The organism is Acinetobacter nectaris CIP 110549, assembly GCF_000488215.1.
In the GTDB taxonomy this organism is placed as follows: Bacteria; Pseudomonadota; Gammaproteobacteria; order Pseudomonadales; family Moraxellaceae; genus Acinetobacter; species Acinetobacter nectaris.
This window is the reverse complement of record NZ_KI530712.1, coordinates 209,667-229,765: the sequence shown is the minus strand read 5'-3', so window position 1 is coordinate 229,765 and position 20,099 is coordinate 209,667. Positions and strand designations below refer to the sequence as shown.

23 protein-coding genes and 1 pseudogene are annotated in these 20,099 nt (G+C 33.2%); 6 read left to right on the top strand and 18 right to left on the bottom strand.

Going from position 1 to position 20,099, the window contains the following annotated elements:
- Positions 1–2 precede the first annotated feature (2 nt).
- From P256_RS01210 to P256_RS01135, 15 genes are all read right to left on the bottom strand, one after another.
- Positions 3–467, bottom strand: a complete 465-nt coding sequence (locus P256_RS01210) for a DUF2280 domain-containing protein (RefSeq protein ID WP_023271851.1) — start codon at positions 465–467, stop codon at positions 3–5.
- 341 nt (positions 468–808) lie between these two features.
- Complete coding sequence (locus P256_RS01200) at positions 809–1,450, bottom strand: putative metallopeptidase (RefSeq protein WP_023271849.1); 642 nt, start codon at positions 1,448–1,450, stop codon at positions 809–811.
- A 61-nt stretch (positions 1,451–1,511) separates the two neighbouring features.
- Positions 1,512–2,063: a lecithin retinol acyltransferase family protein gene (locus tag P256_RS01195; protein ID WP_023271848.1), complete on the bottom strand. Its 552-nt coding sequence runs from the start codon at positions 2,061–2,063 to the stop codon at positions 1,512–1,514.
- Positions 2,064–2,153: 90 nt separating this feature from the next.
- The gene (locus P256_RS01190) at positions 2,154–2,771 is read right to left on the bottom strand and encodes a LysE family translocator (protein WP_023271847.1); all 618 of its coding nucleotides are present in this window, start codon (positions 2,769–2,771) and stop codon (positions 2,154–2,156) included.
- Between the two features lie 87 nt (positions 2,772–2,858).
- The gene (locus tag P256_RS01185; RefSeq protein WP_023271846.1) at positions 2,859–3,401 is read right to left on the bottom strand and encodes a hypothetical protein; all 543 of its coding nucleotides are present in this window, start codon (positions 3,399–3,401) and stop codon (positions 2,859–2,861) included.
- A 128-nt stretch (positions 3,402–3,529) separates the two neighbouring features.
- Positions 3,530–3,835 carry a hypothetical protein gene (locus P256_RS01180; RefSeq protein ID WP_023271845.1) on the bottom strand — a complete coding sequence of 102 codons (306 nt, stop codon included), beginning with the start codon at positions 3,833–3,835 and terminating at the stop codon, positions 3,530–3,532.
- A 47-nt stretch (positions 3,836–3,882) separates the two neighbouring features.
- The gene (locus P256_RS01175) at positions 3,883–4,356 is read right to left on the bottom strand and encodes a hypothetical protein (RefSeq protein ID WP_023271844.1); all 474 of its coding nucleotides are present in this window, start codon (positions 4,354–4,356) and stop codon (positions 3,883–3,885) included.
- A 241-nt stretch (positions 4,357–4,597) separates the two neighbouring features.
- Entirely contained in the window at positions 4,598–5,176 is a 579-nt protein-coding gene (locus P256_RS01170; RefSeq protein WP_171068495.1) for a hypothetical protein, read from the bottom strand.
- Between the two features lie 256 nt (positions 5,177–5,432).
- Complete coding sequence (locus P256_RS01165; protein WP_023271842.1) at positions 5,433–5,870, bottom strand: hypothetical protein; 438 nt, start codon at positions 5,868–5,870, stop codon at positions 5,433–5,435.
- A gap of 200 nt (positions 5,871–6,070) precedes the next feature.
- Entirely contained in the window at positions 6,071–6,538 is a 468-nt protein-coding gene (locus tag P256_RS01160) for a hypothetical protein (protein WP_040331717.1), read from the bottom strand.
- Between the two features lie 132 nt (positions 6,539–6,670).
- A complete protein-coding gene (locus tag P256_RS01155) occupies positions 6,671–7,138 on the bottom strand; it encodes a hypothetical protein (protein ID WP_023271840.1) in 468 nt (155 codons plus the stop codon).
- Positions 7,135–7,893 (bottom strand): hypothetical protein, encoded by a 759-nt coding sequence (locus P256_RS01150; protein WP_023271839.1) that lies wholly within the window; start codon positions 7,891–7,893, stop codon positions 7,135–7,137. The genes P256_RS01155 and P256_RS01150 overlap by 4 nt, the downstream gene beginning before the upstream one ends.
- A 138-nt stretch (positions 7,894–8,031) precedes the next feature.
- On the bottom strand, positions 8,032–8,778 hold the full coding sequence (gene istB / locus P256_RS01145; protein WP_023271838.1) for an IS21-like element helper ATPase IstB: 747 nt from the start codon (positions 8,776–8,778) through the stop codon (positions 8,032–8,034).
- On the bottom strand, positions 8,775–10,319 hold the full coding sequence (gene istA / locus P256_RS01140; protein ID WP_023271837.1) for an IS21 family transposase: 1,545 nt from the start codon (positions 10,317–10,319) through the stop codon (positions 8,775–8,777). The genes istB and istA overlap by 4 nt, the downstream gene beginning before the upstream one ends.
- A 179-nt stretch (positions 10,320–10,498) precedes the next feature.
- Complete coding sequence (locus tag P256_RS01135; protein ID WP_023271836.1) at positions 10,499–10,651, bottom strand: Arc family DNA-binding protein; 153 nt, start codon at positions 10,649–10,651, stop codon at positions 10,499–10,501.
- A gap of 115 nt (positions 10,652–10,766) precedes the next feature.
- Between P256_RS01135 and P256_RS01130 the strand changes: the two genes are divergently transcribed.
- From P256_RS01130 to P256_RS01110, 5 genes are all read left to right on the top strand, one after another.
- Positions 10,767–11,780 (top strand): Arc family DNA-binding protein, encoded by a 1,014-nt coding sequence (locus tag P256_RS01130; RefSeq protein WP_023271835.1) that lies wholly within the window; start codon positions 10,767–10,769, stop codon positions 11,778–11,780.
- A gap of 99 nt (positions 11,781–11,879) precedes the next feature.
- On the top strand, positions 11,880–14,570 hold the full coding sequence (locus P256_RS01125; RefSeq protein WP_023271834.1) for a DNA methyltransferase: 2,691 nt from the start codon (positions 11,880–11,882) through the stop codon (positions 14,568–14,570).
- Between the two features lies 1 nt (position 14,571).
- Positions 14,572–16,506 (top strand): DEAD/DEAH box helicase, encoded by a 1,935-nt coding sequence (locus P256_RS01120; RefSeq protein WP_023271833.1) that lies wholly within the window; start codon positions 14,572–14,574, stop codon positions 16,504–16,506.
- Between the two features lie 3 nt (positions 16,507–16,509).
- Complete coding sequence (locus P256_RS01115; protein ID WP_023271832.1) at positions 16,510–16,797, top strand: hypothetical protein; 288 nt, start codon at positions 16,510–16,512, stop codon at positions 16,795–16,797.
- Positions 16,798–16,800: 3 nt separating this feature from the next.
- Positions 16,801–17,715 (top strand): GIY-YIG nuclease family protein, encoded by a 915-nt coding sequence (locus P256_RS01110; protein ID WP_023271831.1) that lies wholly within the window; start codon positions 16,801–16,803, stop codon positions 17,713–17,715.
- Between the two features lie 512 nt (positions 17,716–18,227).
- On the opposite strand, the pseudogene P256_RS01105 reads toward P256_RS01110, so the two are convergent.
- The 3 genes and pseudogenes from P256_RS01105 to P256_RS01095 form a co-directional block, all read right to left on the bottom strand.
- Positions 18,228–18,596 (bottom strand): annotated as a pseudogene (locus P256_RS01105) (helix-turn-helix domain-containing protein); the annotation flags it as partial.
- A gap of 127 nt (positions 18,597–18,723) precedes the next feature.
- The gene (locus tag P256_RS01100) at positions 18,724–19,098 is read right to left on the bottom strand and encodes a cyclic nucleotide-binding domain-containing protein (protein ID WP_023271829.1); all 375 of its coding nucleotides are present in this window, start codon (positions 19,096–19,098) and stop codon (positions 18,724–18,726) included.
- A 4-nt stretch (positions 19,099–19,102) separates the two neighbouring features.
- A complete protein-coding gene (locus tag P256_RS01095; RefSeq protein ID WP_040331592.1) occupies positions 19,103–19,291 on the bottom strand; it encodes a Cro/CI family transcriptional regulator in 189 nt (62 codons plus the stop codon).
- A gap of 106 nt (positions 19,292–19,397) precedes the next feature.
- Here P256_RS01095 and P256_RS01090 point away from each other — a divergent pair, with 106 nt between their 5' ends.
- Complete coding sequence (locus tag P256_RS01090) at positions 19,398–20,081, top strand: LexA family protein (RefSeq protein WP_023271828.1); 684 nt, start codon at positions 19,398–19,400, stop codon at positions 20,079–20,081.
- The last annotated feature ends 18 nt before the right edge of the window (positions 20,082–20,099 follow it).

The window sequence follows — 20,099 nt, the reverse complement described above, 5'->3', positions numbered from 1 at the left end:
TTCTAATACTCGCTTTGTGCTTTTGCTACGGCTTCCTCAACTTGTTTTTGAGTTGCATAGACCACATTAGTTTCCATCGGCTGGCCATCTTTGCCTGTAATCTCTTGTCGTGTGACTCTGCCATCTGTTTCTTGAAAAGCTTGTTTAAGTACTTGCTGTTTCATGACTCTATTTTTACCCCAAGATTCATACATCTCTTGCAGCTCTCTGAGTCTAAATGCCTTATTTGCAATCGGAATATCTAAAATATTGTCTTGGAAATCGCGCCGTGTTTCTTCAAATAGTAGCTTTAGCTTTTTACTTAAGTTTTTTCCTGCATGCTTTGTTGGATCATAACTCGCACACTGACGGCGATCCAATCCTAGTCCAAATTCTTGTTTGACAGCATCTGCGACCTGTTGTGGTGTCTTCATACATGCAAGTGATTGAACTATAAATATTTTAACAGGTTCCTTGAGTGTAGCCATACCTCCCCCTTTGTCATACTACGTCAAACAAAGTAAGTAAAAAAAATCCCCAATTTAGGGGATCATCTTAAAGTGCTTCAATGCATTTTCTACATGTTGACGATATTCATGTGGACATGGATGTACTCTTTTATCTGGTTCATACCTATTTGGTGCCTGCCTTTTAGTTAAGCCATGATCGCTCTTAACATGAGCGATCCAACAAGACTTAAAAGTTCGGCCATGTTCATTTTTCAAGAATTCTTGAATTTGCTTATAAGTTGCCATATTTATTTCTCCTACAATCAAAGTTATGTGATTAGCCGAATAAATGAAAGTAAAAATATGATCCTTTTTGAACATCAATTAATCACACAGTTTCCACAGCACTTTGATATATCTAAATCTGAAACAAACGGCGGATTATTTGCAACCTCAACCAATCGTTTTATGTCTTTGTTTGCACCCCAACGTTTTACCACGCCGACAAACTCCTCTACATCGTGTCCACCTAAGTAATGTTTAGGCAATCCAGTCATATTGCTACAAATTGGATCACCGTCCTCATCACGTTCTACGGCGATGTGATATAGCTCATGTTCTATTAAGGCACAAAACTCTCTGTCATTTGCACGTTCACAGAAGCTTGCATCAATGGTAATCAGATATACAGGAATGTATCCAAACCAATCTCGCATTTGTTGTTCTTGTCTTGCCTTTTTCCAACCACCAACGTTAAACATGACTTTTTCACATTGGCCAAGCACCATACGCTTTTTAGACACGGCGGCAGATGATGCCCATGCAAAGGCTAAAAAGGTTTCATCATTATCTAAAATTTCAGCAATATGATCATGGTCAGGGTTATAAAGTTGACCATCGGATGTAAGATAGTTCTTTACAGCCCATTGTTTTAAATCAGGTGCAGGAATTAAGCGTATGGTTTCTTCTTGCTCGGCTTGGTCTATAAAGTCTGTTGGTGGGAATGGTCTAATTTGTTCCATCTTTTTCACCCATTAAAAAACCACCCGAAGGTGGTATATTGATTTTCTCAATTTATGACTGCTACTCAATATAAATAGATTTTTTATTACTATCTGCACCAAATATTGTTTCGAGAATACCTTCAACTTGTTTAGATCCTTTAACCCCAGTCTTACACCAAACTGCAAAATGCTCACAGTTGTTTGTTAATAAGCTATAGTTTTTTTCACCTAGTCTGCTACGTGCTCGCTCTACAACCTCTTTAGGACTATATATTTTATAATCCGAAACATTCCTTCCTGATATTTTATCATAGAGATCCATTATTCCAGAAAGTCCTAAGCTTGGATTAGATATAAATCTATTCCATGGATCAATTTTGATATCCTTTGTAATATATTTTTCTTTATAACCCTTTGGTGAGAAATCTACGACTTGAAATTTTTTTGCATTACGGAAAAATTTTTTTAAATGAGTGTTAATAATTTCATTATCAGATGATGTATCACTTTTTGCATTTGAGAAGTGAATTACTTGAGAGTCACCAACGTATACTCCCCAATGCCAATAAGAAATAAATTCTTCTTCTCTGTAAATTCTTAAAATGTCACCAGCTACTATTGGATAATTCATTATTTGATTTTCTCAAATTTATATTGACTCATTATATTAGTTTTACAGACATAAAAACCACCCGAAGGTGGCTCCAAAATATTTAATATCTTAGCGTTTGGTAAGTGCTAACTTAATTGCAAATAATAAGAATATGGATCCAGTCATTCTATCTAGGTTTTGAATAACGCGAGGTTGCTTTAAATATTTTGCAATAGGTTTCATTAAAGTAATAAGTGTAAAAGACCAAGCGAATCCAATAACAACATGAATCAAAACTAATGACATTACCCAAACTTCAGTTTGTCCACCTTTTGGAATGAACTGTGGTAGGAAAGAAATATAAAATATTCCAACCTTAGGGTTCAAGATATTAGTTAGAAATCCTTTTATAAACCAATTTTGTTTTCCTTTATCTGCTACATCATTTGCGGATTCAAGAGAGTTTCTTGGATTAAGGATCATTTTTATACCTAGCCAAGCTAGGTAAATAGCACCTGTCCACTTTAGAATACTAAATGCAATTTCAGAAGTCGCAAGTAATGCACCAAGACCGCAAGCAACAATCAGTCCCCAAACGATACAACCAAAACTAATTCCTGCAGCAGTTTTTATTGCTTTTGATTTTGTTTCTAAACTAGCAGTTCGAATAATTAAAGTTGTGTCTAAGCCCGGTGTAATTGTTAAAACACAAATAGCGATAAAAAAAGGAATTAAAAGTTCAATCATACGAGGCTGACCTCCAACAATAATTTTTATAAGATAGAACCTTTTATGATGAAAAACCACCCAAAGGTGGTTCAATATCAGTTTATTTTATTCATATTCATCATAATCTTCAATCATACCATCAGAGTTATTATACTTTTTCTTAATATTTTTATCTTCAAAGACTTCATCTAATACTTTTTGCATAAATTTTGTGTGGTCCTGATACTTTATTTTCATACCCTCAATTACATCAACCATATTTTTTGGCGTATTTCTCGAATTAAATGGATCTATAAGACCTTGAAATCCTGAAGTTATATTATCATTTGAAGAGTTTGAAATTTTTCCATTGTTATTAATATTTACGATAGGATGACTAAAGTGATATTTATCATCTTGTCCTACTGCATTCTTCCAAATCTCATTAATTTTATTTTGAGATATATCATCAAGTACTTCGACTTTTAAGGCCTTATCACTATGCCTAATAGAAACATTAAACCCATCTTTAATAACTTTCCCTTGGTTAAACGTTAAATATAACCACGCAAGCATATAAGATATATTCTTGCTTCCTATAGGAGTAGTGAAAGTCGCTTCAAAAGTACCATTGGAAAAAAATATAATCCAATTTGAATGCTGTATCATTATTACCATACCAGATTATTTAAGTTTAATTTAAAATCAGGGTAACAGAAAAATTCTAAATAATTAAGATTTTACTCAAAAATCGAATAGTGCATAAAAATGTACAAACTAGAATAATATCTATCAAGCTAATTATTTTTATCATTTCCTACAATAAGTGACTGTTTAGCTACTTCAATTTTATATGTTTCAACTCCACGTATTAAAAAATCAACAAATAATAAAAGTGATAGTATCTTTAATGCATTCAACTCTGTACCAGCTTTTAGATGAGTACTATCTCCATGTAAAATTCCATGACGATTTAATAGAAAGTTTTCATTTGTATAATCCAGATTATGAGTTGATTGACCAATAAAGCAATCTTTAGTAAATGAAATTATTTCTTTATAATAATTCAAAAAAATGGCGTCGTACTTTTTACTCTGAATCATTTCATCTAAAAATACTGTGAACTTTTCAAACTTAAGGCTTTTATCTACTACAGGATTTCCTTTAAGTTCATTTTTTTATCATACTCTTTAGAAAAAAATGGGGAGTATCCACTATCTGTACATATTCCATCAATTTGAGCAAAGCACTCCATCATAAAATAGCGGTATCTACCACATTCTAGGCTTTCAAACATTTCAGTGAAAATTTCTGCCCTATTAGGATATCCAGAATAGAGAGTTTCTTGTATCTGCTCATAATGGTTTTTTATAACTCTTCGCATAAAGCTCTCGTTTGATTCTCCATCATTAATACTTGTACGAAATACAAATGATGACGGGAACCAACCCTCTTTACTCATATTAGAAGCTATAATTTTCTGTTTAAGCGAGTGTTCTAAAAAATTTTGTATTTTACTTCCAATAAGCACAAATTCTTTTTCGTGATTTTTATAATATATTTGAGCTTTATTAGCTAAACTTTGCATCAAGTATATCAATTCTTGAAACTCTTTATTTTTCATTAGTGTTTAACCATAAGATTAATTTTAAATCTTACCAAAAACAATAAAAAAGCCCAACAATTAAATATCAGGCTTATTAATCGAGTGGATTAATTATAATTATAACTTCGTTCACTATAACACGAATTCTAGGATGCGCGTTTACATATTGATTACTTCGCATAGTTGCTCATCCTTGAGCTGCTGGATTAAAGAAACTTAATGACAAGTTTAAGAATAAGTAAGTATCAAATCTCAATATTTATATAAAATATTCTCCACAAATATTTATTATCTTTTCTCTAGGTTTTGTGTAAATTACTTTGTTTCTATCTTCAGAGTAACCAAAATCTAAATGTTTAATATTACCTGAGATATTAAATAACTTTAACTTACAAGCATTTCTCTTTTCAGATTCACTACCTTTACAATCGTTATAAGCATCCACCAATTTTTCTAGGTTGTCGACAAAGTACCAAAATCCAGTGAAATGATTATTTAGTGTTGTAGCATCCTGATAAACTTCTAATTTGGATTTTTTCTCTATGAGAAAATAATATAAAACGCTTTCAAAGTAGACATCATCCTGCAAAGATTTATTCAATGTTATTTCTGTACCAATATCGGAGAGAAAGTTAAACTTCTTCACATCATCAGAGCAGCGGCAAAAATCTGTATATACCCTATGTAATCTCTGTATTGAGCTTTCATACTTAATATAAGCATTAAATAGTTTTTCAGCTCTTTCTCTACACTTCTTAAAATGCTCCTCATTACGAGCAGTTTTATTTTTTTGATCTTCTTGCCATTTCCAAATAAAAATACCAACTACTAATGTCATTGGAGCTATTAACGGACCAATAAGAGAAGATAAATTATTTGCTAGTAAAGCAAAGATAATAACTAAGTAAGCTATGTAGAATGAGATTACTAGATATAAAGCTTTTGATCGAAAAAATTTAAGTATATTTTTCATCTATTTTTATTGATAAAAATACATTATCTCAATTATACATCAATCAGAAAACCGCTCTACAAAAACTGATAGCATTATTACCCGTATCTTCTGATATACCTATCCCTAATTTTATTTTCATCTAAATATGCAGAGCTATACTCATTTGATTAATATAAATAAATATCTGAAAAAACAATATGACAAGCATAAAATAAATAGTTATTATAACAAATATAATTTCTAATACTAATCGTTTGCTTACCTTCCAAATCTTTCTAATGTCCTTAATATCAAAGAATTTTTCTCCATTCGAGTTATAACTAACACAGTCAACTCTTTCAGATAAGCATACATTGAAAAAACTATTCCAGAAGTTTTGAATATTTCCTATAATCCAAAATATTGCTATAAAAATAGATAATATTGCACTTATAAATACGGTACTGGCCTGTACAGTAAACCCCATAGTCGTTGCTTTATATAAAAATAATAAACATGTACCACTTAAAACTACCTGCGATAGTGTAGTTTTAAGAAATTTATCAAAAGCCTCATAACCTTCTTTTAAAATGATCATTAAACTAAACCAATTTTTTTAAAATTAAGGTTTAAGCTTAAATGAATATCATTGCATTATTAATAATAAAATTTTTAAAGAGACGTTAATTTTTGAAAAATAAAAAAGCCCACCATACGGCGAGCTTTAATAAAGATCAGTAAACATCTAAATATAGCTTGTCTACTTTTACACAAATATGCCATAACCCGTGCGCACACTCAAGTGTTTTTTTGGAAAGTTTCAAAACTAAAACTAGGATATCTACTCTTAATATAAGCAAGACCGCATTTCACATCCTGACGGATCTGATTAACACTTGTATCACTAGCCTCTGCTATACGGCGAAACGAGTTACCTAATACATGATGTGACCAGACGGAGGATATCCAATCATTTAAAATTTCATCATCAATTACACTAATATCTATGAATATACGATGTATTGCTCTAGCCTCATTACAATCCATATTGCAACAAGTACCTTTTTTATGATTAAAGATCATATCAATTAAATTTTTATCGCCCATATACATCGCAAGGAGTTTTTCCCTTTGCTTTTGTGTAATGCGCTTTGTTGGCATAAATTTAACAATTTTAATCATTCGTTCACTGTCGCCGTTAATCCATGCACCAAGTTGACGACACCATTCTTCAAAAGTGTATTTACTCCACTGAGTTGCTTGCATAATATTTTGTTTAATGGCTTTACCCTCTGATGTTCCATGGCTTACTGGATACTTTTCTGCAGACACAAAAAAGCCCTCATAATGAATAAGGGCTAATATACGAAATAGTTTAATTAAGTTTGTTGGGTGTTATTAGTGATAAAGCTGGGGCTTATTTACCTGCTTGATTAAATCAATGGCCTCTTTTCTAAATTTTGGTATATCGAAATCTGTTTCATTATCAGGATTAGGGAGTTCTGGGAAGATTTCTGTCAGTGCATATTCACTAATCACACCAAATGGTGCGTACTCTAAAGGATAAATATTAAAATTGATCTGCTCAACTTCAGGTATTTCATTAATAATATCTTCTATTTCTGCGTAATCTCCAGAAAAGCTATCATCAACACCATCAAATGCTCCGATATTTCCCGCACTAAAATGAATAGCAATAAAGTAGTTTCCTTCTTCTAAACCATCCTCATCTAATCCTAAGCTAAATATTTGAAACTCTCCATCACTGGCTTTGGGAATATATTCCATGCCAATAATACTTTCTTCATTTTCAGATAAGTGTTTATAATTTTTTATCAAATACGTAAATGCTTCTCTAATTTTCATGATTTATCTTCTTTATTATTACTAGAGTTACTATCTTTAGCTTCATCTTTTGCACTAACAATATCCTTATAACCTTTAGCAGCATCAACTGTTGCTTTGGTCAGTTCAATTGTATTTTTAATTTGATCTTGCATAAGATCACCAATTTTATCATGCTGGGTTTGGTCAAGAGTCTTTCCAAAGTATTTACCAGCTAAATCTCTATAAATTAAACGCTGATCTTCTTCCCTTACTTCCTTTAAAAATGATGGAATTGCTCTTAACTCTAAAGCCGTCTGTTCTGCTTGTTCTGCTAGCTTTCGATAATGACTAGCACGGCGTATCCACAGCGTGAGTAAAGTAATAACTGCTACAGCTATTACAGCTTTGACAATTAAAACATCATAAAGCAAATCACTACGGCGATAGACTATTGCACAGGCAATAAAGGTAGACATTATAGACAGATAGATTAATGCATAGAAAGCACGTTCGTACCTCTTGGCAAGATCTGAGTATTTTTCAAATGCTTCTGTATAAACAGTTCTAGTATGTTCACCTTCAAATGCTCTTTTGGCAGCTTCTAAATTTTGAATTTTTTCTTCCGCATTTTTTATAATATTTGAAAAATTATCACTTTGTATTATTTTTTGGCATGATTCAAGATCTAGTAAATTCTTATCTATGGAATCCTGCAAAACTCTCATTGCTCCATTAAATTTCAACTCTACATCCAGCTGATCAACATCCTTACCCTCTATGTGCAAAATCAACAATCACTTGAACACCTATTCTTACCTAACTTGGACACTGTCATAAGTGTATTTACAAATTAGAATATTATTTTACTTGGACAAGTTATTTACCCAATAATCAAAAAAGAGCCAATCAAACAATTTGAATGGCTCTTTAAATTAAATGTTTTTTTTACCTCGTTTTTTTCGCATAGACTCACCCTCTAGATTGAATATATGGGATCGATGCACAATACGATCTAATAATGCCTCTCCAATGGTTTGATCTTCAAAGTGGTTTAGCCACATATTCGTCTCATACTGGCTTGTAATGAGTAATGAACCATTATCACTATGTTTGTCAATCACAGTAATAAAATGAGCCATCCAACCATTATTAATTTGTGATAAACCAAAGTCATCTAAAATTAATAACCTACTAGACAGTAATTTCTTTTTTAAGGTAGTGATAGTTCCTAGATGTACAGCAGTATTAAACTCTTCAAACAGCTCTGTAGTATTATAAAATAAAACTTTAAAGCCTGATTTACATGCATTTGTCCCAAAAGCTGAGGCCAACCAAGTTTTACCAATGCCAGTTGCACCAGTAAAAACTAAATTATGTTTGGATCTAATCCAATTGCAATCAGCAAGGCTTTGCAAAATATCATCTGTAAGTCCATGTTTATTAGAACAATCAATTTCAGTTAGGCTGCTTGTTGGATATCGTATATTAGACTTAGTCAATAGTGCCAAAACCTTTCGATTACTAACAGCATTTTGTTCAGCTATTAGTAACTCATTTAAGATCTCCAGAGAAGTTTTTTTGCTATGGATCATTTCATCATAATGATCCACAAAGCAGTCTAGACAACCATGGAGCTTTAGCTCTTGCATTTTTTGTGCAACAATACTTTTTGTAGTCATCTTGCATCACCTCCAAAATAATCAGCACCCCGAAGATTTGCATGAGCTGAAAGATTGATTGTTTTATGGGCACTCATGGAGTGGATATATTTTCTATTTTTGAGTACATACAATAGGTCTGTAACTGCTAATAGATTATATTTTAATGCATATTCACAGGCTTGATTGATTACAGAATCAAGCTTATTTTCTAAAATATAATCTCTCAGTTTATTCAAGGATTTAATATTTCGAGCGAGATGTTTGGACTTATTTAAAACTTGTTCAACAAACTTATAAACATAATTTCCAACAGATTTTGCCCATTGCTTAATGCTCGCTGGGCTTAAAGTATTATAAAGTCTGTGGTTAGCTGGCATATGCTCTTCTAGAATACTTGCTTCACCATAGCCTGTCAGTAAGTCGTGTGAAGCAATTATTTCATTTTCATAAAAAAATTGTACTTCACGGCTTGTAATGCCAATATCCAACTTCTTACCAATTAGAGTATAGGGAATAGAATAAATATTCCCATCAACTGTAAATTGATAAAATTCAGAGACTGTTTGTTGAAATATCCATTTTGAAAATGGGTATGGGTGTGCAGGCAGCGCTAATAATTCTCTTTTCTCAAAACGATTAAAACGATCCCAACGACTTTCAGGAAAACGTTTTGTCATGGCTCGATTGATTTTATCAACTTCAACATCAAGAGCTTTTTGTAATTCATCAAGTGAGAAAAAATTTCGATCTCTCAGCTTGACTAAAATTGAGCGCTGAACAATTTGAACAGATACTTCAGCTAGGCCTTTGTCCTGTGGGGTTCTAGGACGAGTATTTAATATTGCGAAATCATGATATTCAGCAAATTGCTCAAATGTCTTATTAAACTCTGTGCCATTTCGTCCTGTTTTAATCACTGCTGCTTTCAGGTTATCAGTGATCACTTCTTTTGGAACACCACTAATCCGATCAAAAGTTGCTGTAAAACATTTCAACCAATCATGTGTCTGTTGAGTTTCAACTGCAATCACAGTGATTAAACTTGAAGCCCCTAACACACCTACAAAGATCTGAACATTTCTCACCTTGCCTGAATTAGCATCGTAGACAGGCATAGTTTTTCCACAAAAATCTACTAATAATGTCTGTCCAGCAGTAAAATGTTGCCGCATTGACGGATGTAATTTTTTAGCCCATTCTTTATATAATCTTGCAAAGCGAGAATAAGAAATGCCATCAGGTTGCACTTCTTTAAATTCAAGCCATAATTGCTTGAATGTCATATCTCTGATCTTCATTTGATCATGAATATATGTGAAATCTGGCAAGGGTTTACACTTTTCGACATTTTTCACGACACCAGTTTGTACGATGTCTATAAATTCTTGATTAGATGTATTTAATACCTCAGTAGCTGATATTTGAATTTCATTTAATTTTTTAGCAACAACACCAACGGTTGTCGGGGATACCCTCACTCGCTTAGCGATTTGTCGATGTGTATGCCCTTGTGCTAAAAATTCAACAATTTTTCTTTGTATAACAACAGGTATTTTCATTTAAAAACTCCCAAAACCATATCAATGAATTAAGGAAGAAAGATGTAAGCATTTTGCTTTATTGACTTTCAAGAAGTAATTAAAGAAAATGCTAGGTGTGTCCATAGTCAAAGACACCTTTCAATGGCTCATGTTCCCGCATGGGTCATTGATCTTTCTCCACAAGGTGAAAATTAAAATTAATTTAGCTCATTTCTAGCCTCCTTTTGCATTCGTTCAAGTTCAGTCAACATATAAGAATTCATTGATTGATGTCTTTTCTTTGCCATTTTTCTTACCCAAATTACTAACTCTTCAGGCAATCTTAAATTTAATTGTTTAGTTGCTTGCATGATTATTGCTCGATAGTAGTATTTTGATTCTATAGTAGTGAAATGATTCTATATGCGCAATAGTTTTTTTGCATCATAATGCTACTATTGCCAATTCCTACTGTCCGTGGAATCCATGAAAAAAAAAGATATTCAGTTTAATCTTCGAATTCCAGAAGATTTAAAGTTAAAAATTGATGAAGTCGCTAAGATAAATCAAAGATCCATCAATTCTGAGACAATGTCTCGTCTATATGATTCGTTTGTGATGGATAATAATGTCCATCTTGAAGCAGCTAAAGTTATTGAAAACTTTTTGCAATCAAGAACACCGACACAACGAAAGAAAGATGTAGCTGAACGACTTCAATTTTTATTCAGTGAAATTAAAAAAAGTAAATTTTTTTCTGAGCTTACGATTGCAGAATTGGCATATAAAATCGGTGAAGATTCGGCAGATAGTGCGGAGTCATGGTTCAGAGCAGAAATGGAGCCAACTTTTAATCAACTAGAAAAAATTTCAAATTTTTTATCAGCAAATTCCAATTGGTTACTATTTGGGAAAGAAAAGCCATTTAAAATTGAAAGCTTTCGTTTCGATGAGTATTTAGATAAAGATCTAAAAAGGTTGTTAACATCTAACCCTGAAAAAGATTTTCTAAAAGATCAATCAGTAACCGAAGTTAAGTTTATTCGTAGCATGAATACTGAAGGCTCTCTATTTATAGCTAAGCTATACTCTAATAGATATTTAGAGTGTTTTCATACCCCATATCATATTAGTGATGTGAATGGGGTTGGAGGTTATAATTCATTACTTTATTTATGCTTACTGTTTAAAACTTTGGAGAAATATAATAGTTCTAGCAATCACCCCAATATTTATAGTTTTTTATTATCAGCAGAATCTTCAAAATTAATTGAGTCTTCAATGGTTCATCCTTTGCCGTTAATTGATCGGCTACATTTTATACCATGGATGGATGATTTAGCAGATAAACTGCCAAATCGTTTGTTAGATGACCACTACTGGGATGGGTTTGATTCACTTAGATCACGACTTATTCAGGATTTTAATGAAAAAAAATATATTCAAAATATTTTGAATGATTCAGAGTTTCACATTAAACACCCTATTGATTTTGATTAGCACTACGTCATTATGTGTCGTGTACATAAGAAATTTCATTTAATTTAAATTAGTGTTTCTATAAACTAATTATTAGCTTTAATACGGTCATCTATACAAATGAATATTGTCCAAATCGAAGAAAATGTTAAACAGCTCATCTATAAAATTGCTCAAGATGAGCTAAATAAACAAGACTTTATCTATGAGTTGCTTTTAGCTTATGGACATCGTAGCCAATCTATTGGACGAGTGCGTAATGGTGAGCGTAATTTAGCTGAGGATAAGGAAAACACCGTTTTTTGGAAGCGCCAAATATACTTCAAAATTGCAGAACAACATGATCTACACAGTCTCATAGATCAGATAAGGAAAGAAAAACGCACTAAGAGTAATAAGGTTCGTTTCTTGATCGTGACGGACTTTAAAACTCTTTTGGCTGTTGATACTAAAACACAAGATACTTTGGATGTTCCATTTAATGATTTAGCAAAGAAATTTGATTTCTTCCTACCATGGGCAGGCATGGAAAAAGCAGTATATCAAGGTGAAAACCCTGCTGATGTTAAGGCTGCTGAGAAACTAGCAAAGCTATTTGATGAAATTAAAGCAGATAATTTCGATGAAGATGACTTAAATAATAAAGAGAACTTACATCAACTCAATATTTTCTTATCTAGACTTTTATTTTGTTATTTTGCTGAAGATACTGAAATTTTTCAAGATAAACAGTTCACTTCGGCAATATCTAAGAGCAATGAAGATGGATCAGATTTATCATCTTTGATTGGTAGATTATTCAAAGTGTTAAACCAATCTGCTGAAGATCGTGAAACAGATTTACCTGATTACTTATCAGATTTTCCCTATGTAAACGGTGGTTTGTTTAAAGACGATATTCAAGTTCCAACATTTACACGTAAATCACGTCAGATTTTAATTGAGTGTGGTGGTGAATTAGATTGGTCTGATATTAACCCTGATATTTTTGGCTCTATGTTCCAAGCGGTTGTTCATACCGAGCAACGTAGCAAGATGGGACAGCACTATACATCTGTTCCAAATATAATGAAGGTAATTGAACCTTTATTCTTAAATGATCTTTATGAAGAATTAGAGAAAAACCAAGACAGTGTTAGTAAACTATTAAAACTACAGCAACGCTTGGGACAACTTAAAATTTTTGATCCTGCTTGTGGTTCAGGAAACTTTCTTATTATTGCGTATAAAGAGCTTCGTAAATTTGAAATGGAGCTATTAAAACGTATTCAAGAGTTAGAACTAGAAAAAACAGGTCAATTTTCAAAACCTTTCTCAGTGATTCAGGTTTCTCAATTTTATGGGATAGAAATTGATGATTTTGCTCACGAAGTAGCCATTCTTTCGCTTTGGTTAGCTGAACATCAAATGAATTCAGTTTTCAAAGATGAATTTGGAGAAGTAATTCCTTTATTACCATTGAAATCTTCTGGAACTATCATATGTGCTAATGCCTTGACATACGATTGGAATAAAGTACTAAGCAATAATGGCGAAGAAATCTATATTTTAGGGAATCCTCCTTATTATGGAGCTCGAAAGCAAACAGAAAATCAAAAAAACGAGTTGAAGCAACTTTTTAGCGACACGAATATACCGTATGCTAGTGTTGACTATATTTCTGGATGGTTCTATAAAGCATGTGAATATATAAGAGGGTCTCAGAGGTTTTCCTTTGTTTCTACTAGTTCAATTTGTCAAGGTGAGCAAATAAATAGCTTATGGCCAACCCTTTTAGAAGAATCGGAAATAATCTTTACTATTCCATCTTTTAAATGGAGTAATAATGCAAAAAGACAAGCTGGGGTATATTGTGTAATTATTGGAATTTCAAAAGATTATAGTAATACGAAAAAAATATTAAGAGAAAACCTCTGGCAGACAGTGAATCGAATAAGCCCATATTTAACTGATTCTGCAATAAGTTTTGTGAAGAGTAGATCAAAACCTTTATCAGGAAATTTACCTACAATGGGAATAGGGAATAAACCTATTGATGATGGTAATTATCTTTTTTCTCTAGAAGAAAAAAATGAATTTATTAGAGAAGAACCAGCATCTGAATCTTTTTTTAGACTATGGTATGGAACACAAGAATTAAAGAATGGAAATCCTAGATATTGTTTAGTTGTAAAAGATATTCCTGTAGATATGCTTAACAAATTGCCAAAGACTTTAGAGCGTATCCAAAAAGTCAGAAATTTTCGACTAGCAAGTTCAAGCACACCAACCATACGTTTGGCTGAAACACCCAAAAAGTTCCACGTGGAAAACTTTCCAAATAGTGACTATATAGTAATCCCTAAGGTTTCTCCTGCTGATATAGAGTATTTCCCTGTAGCATATTTTGATAAATCAATTATTTCAAGTGATTTACTTAATGTTGTTTCTAGCTCAGATATTTTTTACTTTGGAGTATTGTCCTCGCGAATACATATGGTTTGGGCTGCTGCTGTTTCTGGCCGCTTCGGCAATGGAATCAGATATTCATCTAAGATTTGTTACAATACATTTCCATTTCCGAATAAAATATCTAATGATTTAGTGGATAGAATAAGAATATTAAGTTTGGAGATTATTGAGGAAAGAGAGCAATATTTTAACAAAAAACTTGGTGATTTGTACTCTGATGATATGCCAATCAAATTACGTGAAAAACATAATCAACTAGATCTTGCAGTAGATTCTATCTTTAATAAAACTCTATTTAAAGACGATAGTGAAAGATTAAAAGTTTTATTTCAATTATACGATCATGCAGTAAGGGATTAATATGACAATAGATATTATAAATATTGAGTATAATCAAACAGGTAAATCCACTTCAATAAATAATATGGGCATGAGAGCGATGCAAGCTCGTGCCTTTCAATCTCGTAATAGTCAGTATCTACTCTTAAAAGCCCCACCCGCATCAGGTAAGTCTCGTGCATTAATGTTTTTGGGTTTAGATAAGATACATAACCAAGGGTTGAGTAAAGTCATTGTAGCCGTACCTGAACGCTCTATTGGTGGTTCATTTGCCAGCACCAAGCTGAGCGAAAGTGGCTTTTTTGCAGATTGGGATATCAAACCTGAAAATAACTTATGTACTGCTGGTGGTGATAAAAGCAAAGTAAAAGCCTTTAAACGCTTTATGGAAGGCACGGATCAAATTTTAGTATGTACACATGCCACGTTAAGATTTGCTTTTGAAGAGCTTGAAGATCATGTATTTGATAATACATTAGTGGCAATTGATGAATTCCACCATGTTTCAGCAGATGCTGATAATATTTTAGGTAATGTTCTTAAATCCTTAATGAACAATACCTCGGCTCATATTGTTGCGATGACAGGATCATATTTCCGTGGTGATAGTGTTCCTGTACTTACGCCTGAAGATGAAGCAAAATTTGATAAAGTTTCTTTTAACTATTACGAACAACTCAATGGCTATACCTATTTAAAGTCATTAGGTATTGGCTACCACTTTTATAAAGGACGTTACTTTAAAGAAGATGACGAAGGGATTATTGCTCTAAAAAAAGTTCTTGATACTGACAAAAAGACGATCATTCATATTCCCCATCCTAATTCAGGTGAATCAAGTAAAGATAAATATGATGAAGTTGACGCCATCCTTGAAATTATTGGTGAGTTCATTATTAAAGATGATCAAACTGGAATTATTACGATAAAACGGTCAGATGGAAAACTTTTAAAAGTTGCAGATCTAGTTGAAGAAGATGGACGTGATAAAGTTGTTGAATATCTGCGTAATATTAAAACTGTAGATGATCTTGATCTTATTATCGCAATTGGTATGGCAAAAGAAGGCTTTGACTGGCAATTCTGTGAGCATGCTTTAACAATTGGTTACCGTGGATCTTTGACTGAAATTGTGCAGATTGTGGGACGTTGTACACGAGATAGTTCGAACAAATCACATGCGCAATTTACCAATCTTATTGCTCAACCAGATGCACAAGATACAGAGGTAAAATTTGCAGTAAATAATATGCTGAAAGCTATTACTGCATCTTTATTAATGGAACAAATACTAGCACCAAACTTCAAGTTTAAAACTAAACGTGATGATGAAGATATTGTTCCACCGGGTACACTCACAATCAAAGGGTTTAAAGAACCAAGCACAGTAAAAACAAAGGTAATTATTGAAAATGATCTTGTGGATCTAAAAGCAGCGATTCTTCAAGATGCTAAGGTGATTGCAGGTTCAGCAGGTAAGGTTGAGCCTGAAGTAGTGAATAAAGTCCTTATCCCTAAGATTATCCAAACCAAATATCCTGACTTAACAAAAGCTGAACTTGAAGAAGTAAGTCAATATTTAGTCGTTGACTCAGTGATTAGCACAGCAGAAGTCAAAGAAGTCGGTGATAAAAAGTTTATTCGAATGGCAGATAAATTTATCAATATTGAAGACCTGAATATTGATTTAATTCAATCTGTGAATCCATTCCAAAAAGCGTTTGAAATTCTATCAAAAGAAGTCACAGTCAATGTGCTCAAATTGATTAAGGAAGCAATTGAAGCAACTAAGATTAGTATGACTCAAGAAGAAGCCATTGAGCTATGGCCTAAGTTAAAAGCCTTCAAAGTTCAGTTTGGTCGTGAGCCTAGTCTAGAATCAAATAACTTAATTGAAAAACGATTAGCTGAATGCCTAATCTATATCCGTGAGCAACGTAGACGAGCTGGAGTGTAAAACATGGAAGATTTTAGCTGGCTTCAAGATATGATTACTGATGATGATTTAGGGCTTTTAAACGTAAAGAAAAAGACATCTGCCCTCACTGCTGATGAACAACTAGTCTCAAAATTTAACGAAATTAATAATTTTGTGGCACAGCATGGGCGTGTACCTGCTAAGGATATGAAAAACATTTCGGAGTTTATGCTTGCGAGCCGTTTAGAAGCGATTAAGACTAATCCTAAGCAATACATGGCTTTGGCGGATTATGATGAACATAATTTACTCCCACCGCATCAGGACTAAAATATGTCAGATATTAAGTCACTTGAAGATATTTTTAATGATGATGATCTTGGTCTATTAGATGATGGTAAAGATGGTGACATCTTTAAAATTAAGCATGTGCCTGTCCAACGTGCAGCAGCAGATGAAGTTGCTAAACGGAAACGCTGTAAGGACTTTGATCAGTTTGAGCATTTATTTAAAGACGTTCATAGAGAGCTTCGAGAAGGTAAACGTAACCTGTTGCCTTTCAATGATAAGGGATATCAACTAGTTCAAGGGAGTTATTATGTTTTAAGCGGATTGTTAGTCTATCTCGCAGATATTAATTTTACTTCTGAAGCTAAAACAGTTGAGGGTAAACGTTTCCGTAAAGATGGTAGAACACGCACTATCTTTGAGAATGGTACTGAATCAACCATGCTGTACCGTTCATTAGCTAAAGCATTGTATAAAGATGGACGTATTGTTTCAGAAACTAATGAACAAGCAAATTCCAATTTCTACACTAATTTTGGCGGTATCACTGATAATGATACATCGACAGGCTATATTTATATTTTAAAATCTAAAAGTACAGATCCACGTATCCAATCATACGATCATCTTTATAAAATTGGTTTCGCCACAACAACTGTTGATAAACGTATTGCGAATGCAAAAAAAGAGCCTACCTATTTGATGGCTGAAGTTGAAGTCATTGCTGAATATCAAGCTTTCAATATTAATCCTCAAAAATTTGAATATTATCTACATGCCTTTTTTGGTGAATCTTGCCTTGATTTATTGGTCGCAGATAAAGATGGCAAAAATCATCAACCAAAAGAGTGGTTTATTGCGCCTTTAGAAGTAATTCAGCAAGCCGTTGAGTTATTAGTAAATGGGCAGATCATGTGTTATCAATACAATAAGTTTAAGAAAGAGATTGAGTTAAGATAGTGGTATTCTCAGAAGATATTGATAAAACTATGTATTGATTTTAATAATTTTTTTGTGTAAATTTACTATGCCTTTGGAGTGGATTATCCAGCTCGCAGAGGAATGCAGTTTGAACTGTCCAGCAGTTTATTGAGAAATATTGTAATAAAGAACTGAACCATCAAGGTTGTTAGTTGTTCCAATAGTATCATTATACAGTTGTTCATCATACTAGCTCCAATAGTATAGCATATTAAGTTAATGCGTTCTCCGAAGCTGTTTTTCGGTAAAATTAGTGCTGGATTTGAGAAAGTAAGAACATTTTCAGATCAAAGTTTAAAGACTCCGTAAGGGCGTAACGTAAGACGCGACACAAGCCCTTGCGGATCGGCTAAATAGGACTGACCATTGAATTTTGAACAATATAAAAATGAGATATACAATAAAAAGCATATCTTAAAAATTCAAAATAGAAGTGTCACCAAGTCCAGAATTCATTTTGATACACCTCTAGATGCTCAAGCTGCTTAATTTGGAACTGTTCCATATTTGGGACTGTTTAAACCTATATTTTCACCCTCAAAATTGTCTATTTCTAGAACAATTTCACGACCATTTACACCGATTAAACGATAAACTTTAACCTGTTTTGTACGCCCTTTTCGCTCTCCAGTATCTTGAATTAGACCATCAAAAATCAGCTCATCAATGATCTTTAGAATTGTTTTACGATCCATTTCCGTATCATCAACCAAACGGCTTACACTAGGAAAACAGCTATGATCTTCAGCAGCACGATCTGCTAAAGCAAGCAAAACTAGCTTTTTAAGTGGCTTACTTGCACCGCCAATTGTTTTCTTTTGGCGAGTTTTCCAAGCCCAAATAGTTGCATCTAAACTCATGCTTGCACCGCCTTAAACTTATGTATTTCTGCTGTATCTTGAATACTCAGTGATTCTTGTGCTAAATTACTTCGCATATTTAATTTCTCTTACCGTGAAGTTGAATTGAAAAGCCTGATCTTGTACATCAGGCTTTTTCTTTGTAACCAAGGTCGAAACCTATTCCAAAATCTTCAATATCATCTTGAAAGAAGTCATCTACTGACTGCTTACTCTCCATCCAAGCTTTAGCCATAACAAAAAGTGCATTCAGCTTTTCTTCACGAATCATTCGATATTTTTTGTTTACGGTTTTATATCCAAGAATGTCCAATAGAACTAAACAGTTTTCAATTTCCGTCAAGCCATTGGTTTTCTTATCATTTTTCATGCGAGACAAAGTGCTAGGATCAAGTCCTAACTGCTCTGCAATCTGCCCTTGATTACATGACGCAAGATCTTGCAATACTCTTGCAACTTCATTTCTCGCTCTTGCAGATACTTCGGTGGATAATTTGTTCATGGGTTTAAGCTACGTTTTGTTTCAGATCGGCTTTTAATGCGCCATTAGTTTGGATTTGCAGCAATGCTTGTCTTCTAATAGGGATTCCATTTTTCCCCCATTTACAGATAGCAGCATCTGAGACTTGCAGGATTTTTGACATTTGCCTGTAGCTTCTACAGTTATAAAACTTTTTTAAATCATCAACATTCACAACACTAACCTAAGTTAATAAAATTTACTAATAAAAGTTAGCATAAACTAACCTAAGTTTCAATACTTTGTATTAACATAAGTTAGTGTTTTGAGGGAAAATCACTATGTTGCTACATGAACGCATACAGCAGAAACTTAACGAAAGAAATTTAAAGCAAGCAGATATATCAAGAGCAACAGGAAAATCGAGCGTTGCTGTTACTAAGTGGATGCGTGGTGAAAATATCCCTAAAACTGAAAGCTTAAAAGCCATTGCAAGTCTGTTGGATGTTTCTGAAGAATGGCTTCTAACAGGTAAAGAAGGCTCATCTACTAAAAATATAGAAGCTCAAGAGAGCTGGGCTAATGTTCGCCCTACAGAAAATAAATTGAGAGTAATACCTTTATTAGATTTTGTTCAGGCAGGTGCATTTCACGAAACTTGTTATGATGGATTTAACCCTAGAGGTGAGTCACATACAAGCTATCAAGGTGGTGATGAAAAATCCGTCTTCTCACTAAAAATTAACGGTGAAAGCATGGCACCAGAATTTAATCCCGGTGATGTTGTTGTTGTTGATGCAAGTTTGTCTCCTAGACCTGGAGCGCTTGTTATAGCTCAAGAAATACGAGATGGTGTGGCAAGCACTACTTTCAAAAAATATCGACTACGAGGTGTTAACGAGTATGGTTTTGATATTATTGAGTTAGTCCCACTAAATCCTGACTATCCAACCTACAACTCTAATCAGATAGATATATCTATCATTGGCGTGATTGTTGAACACCACAGAAATATATCTTATTGAGAATAATTAAATCTCAGA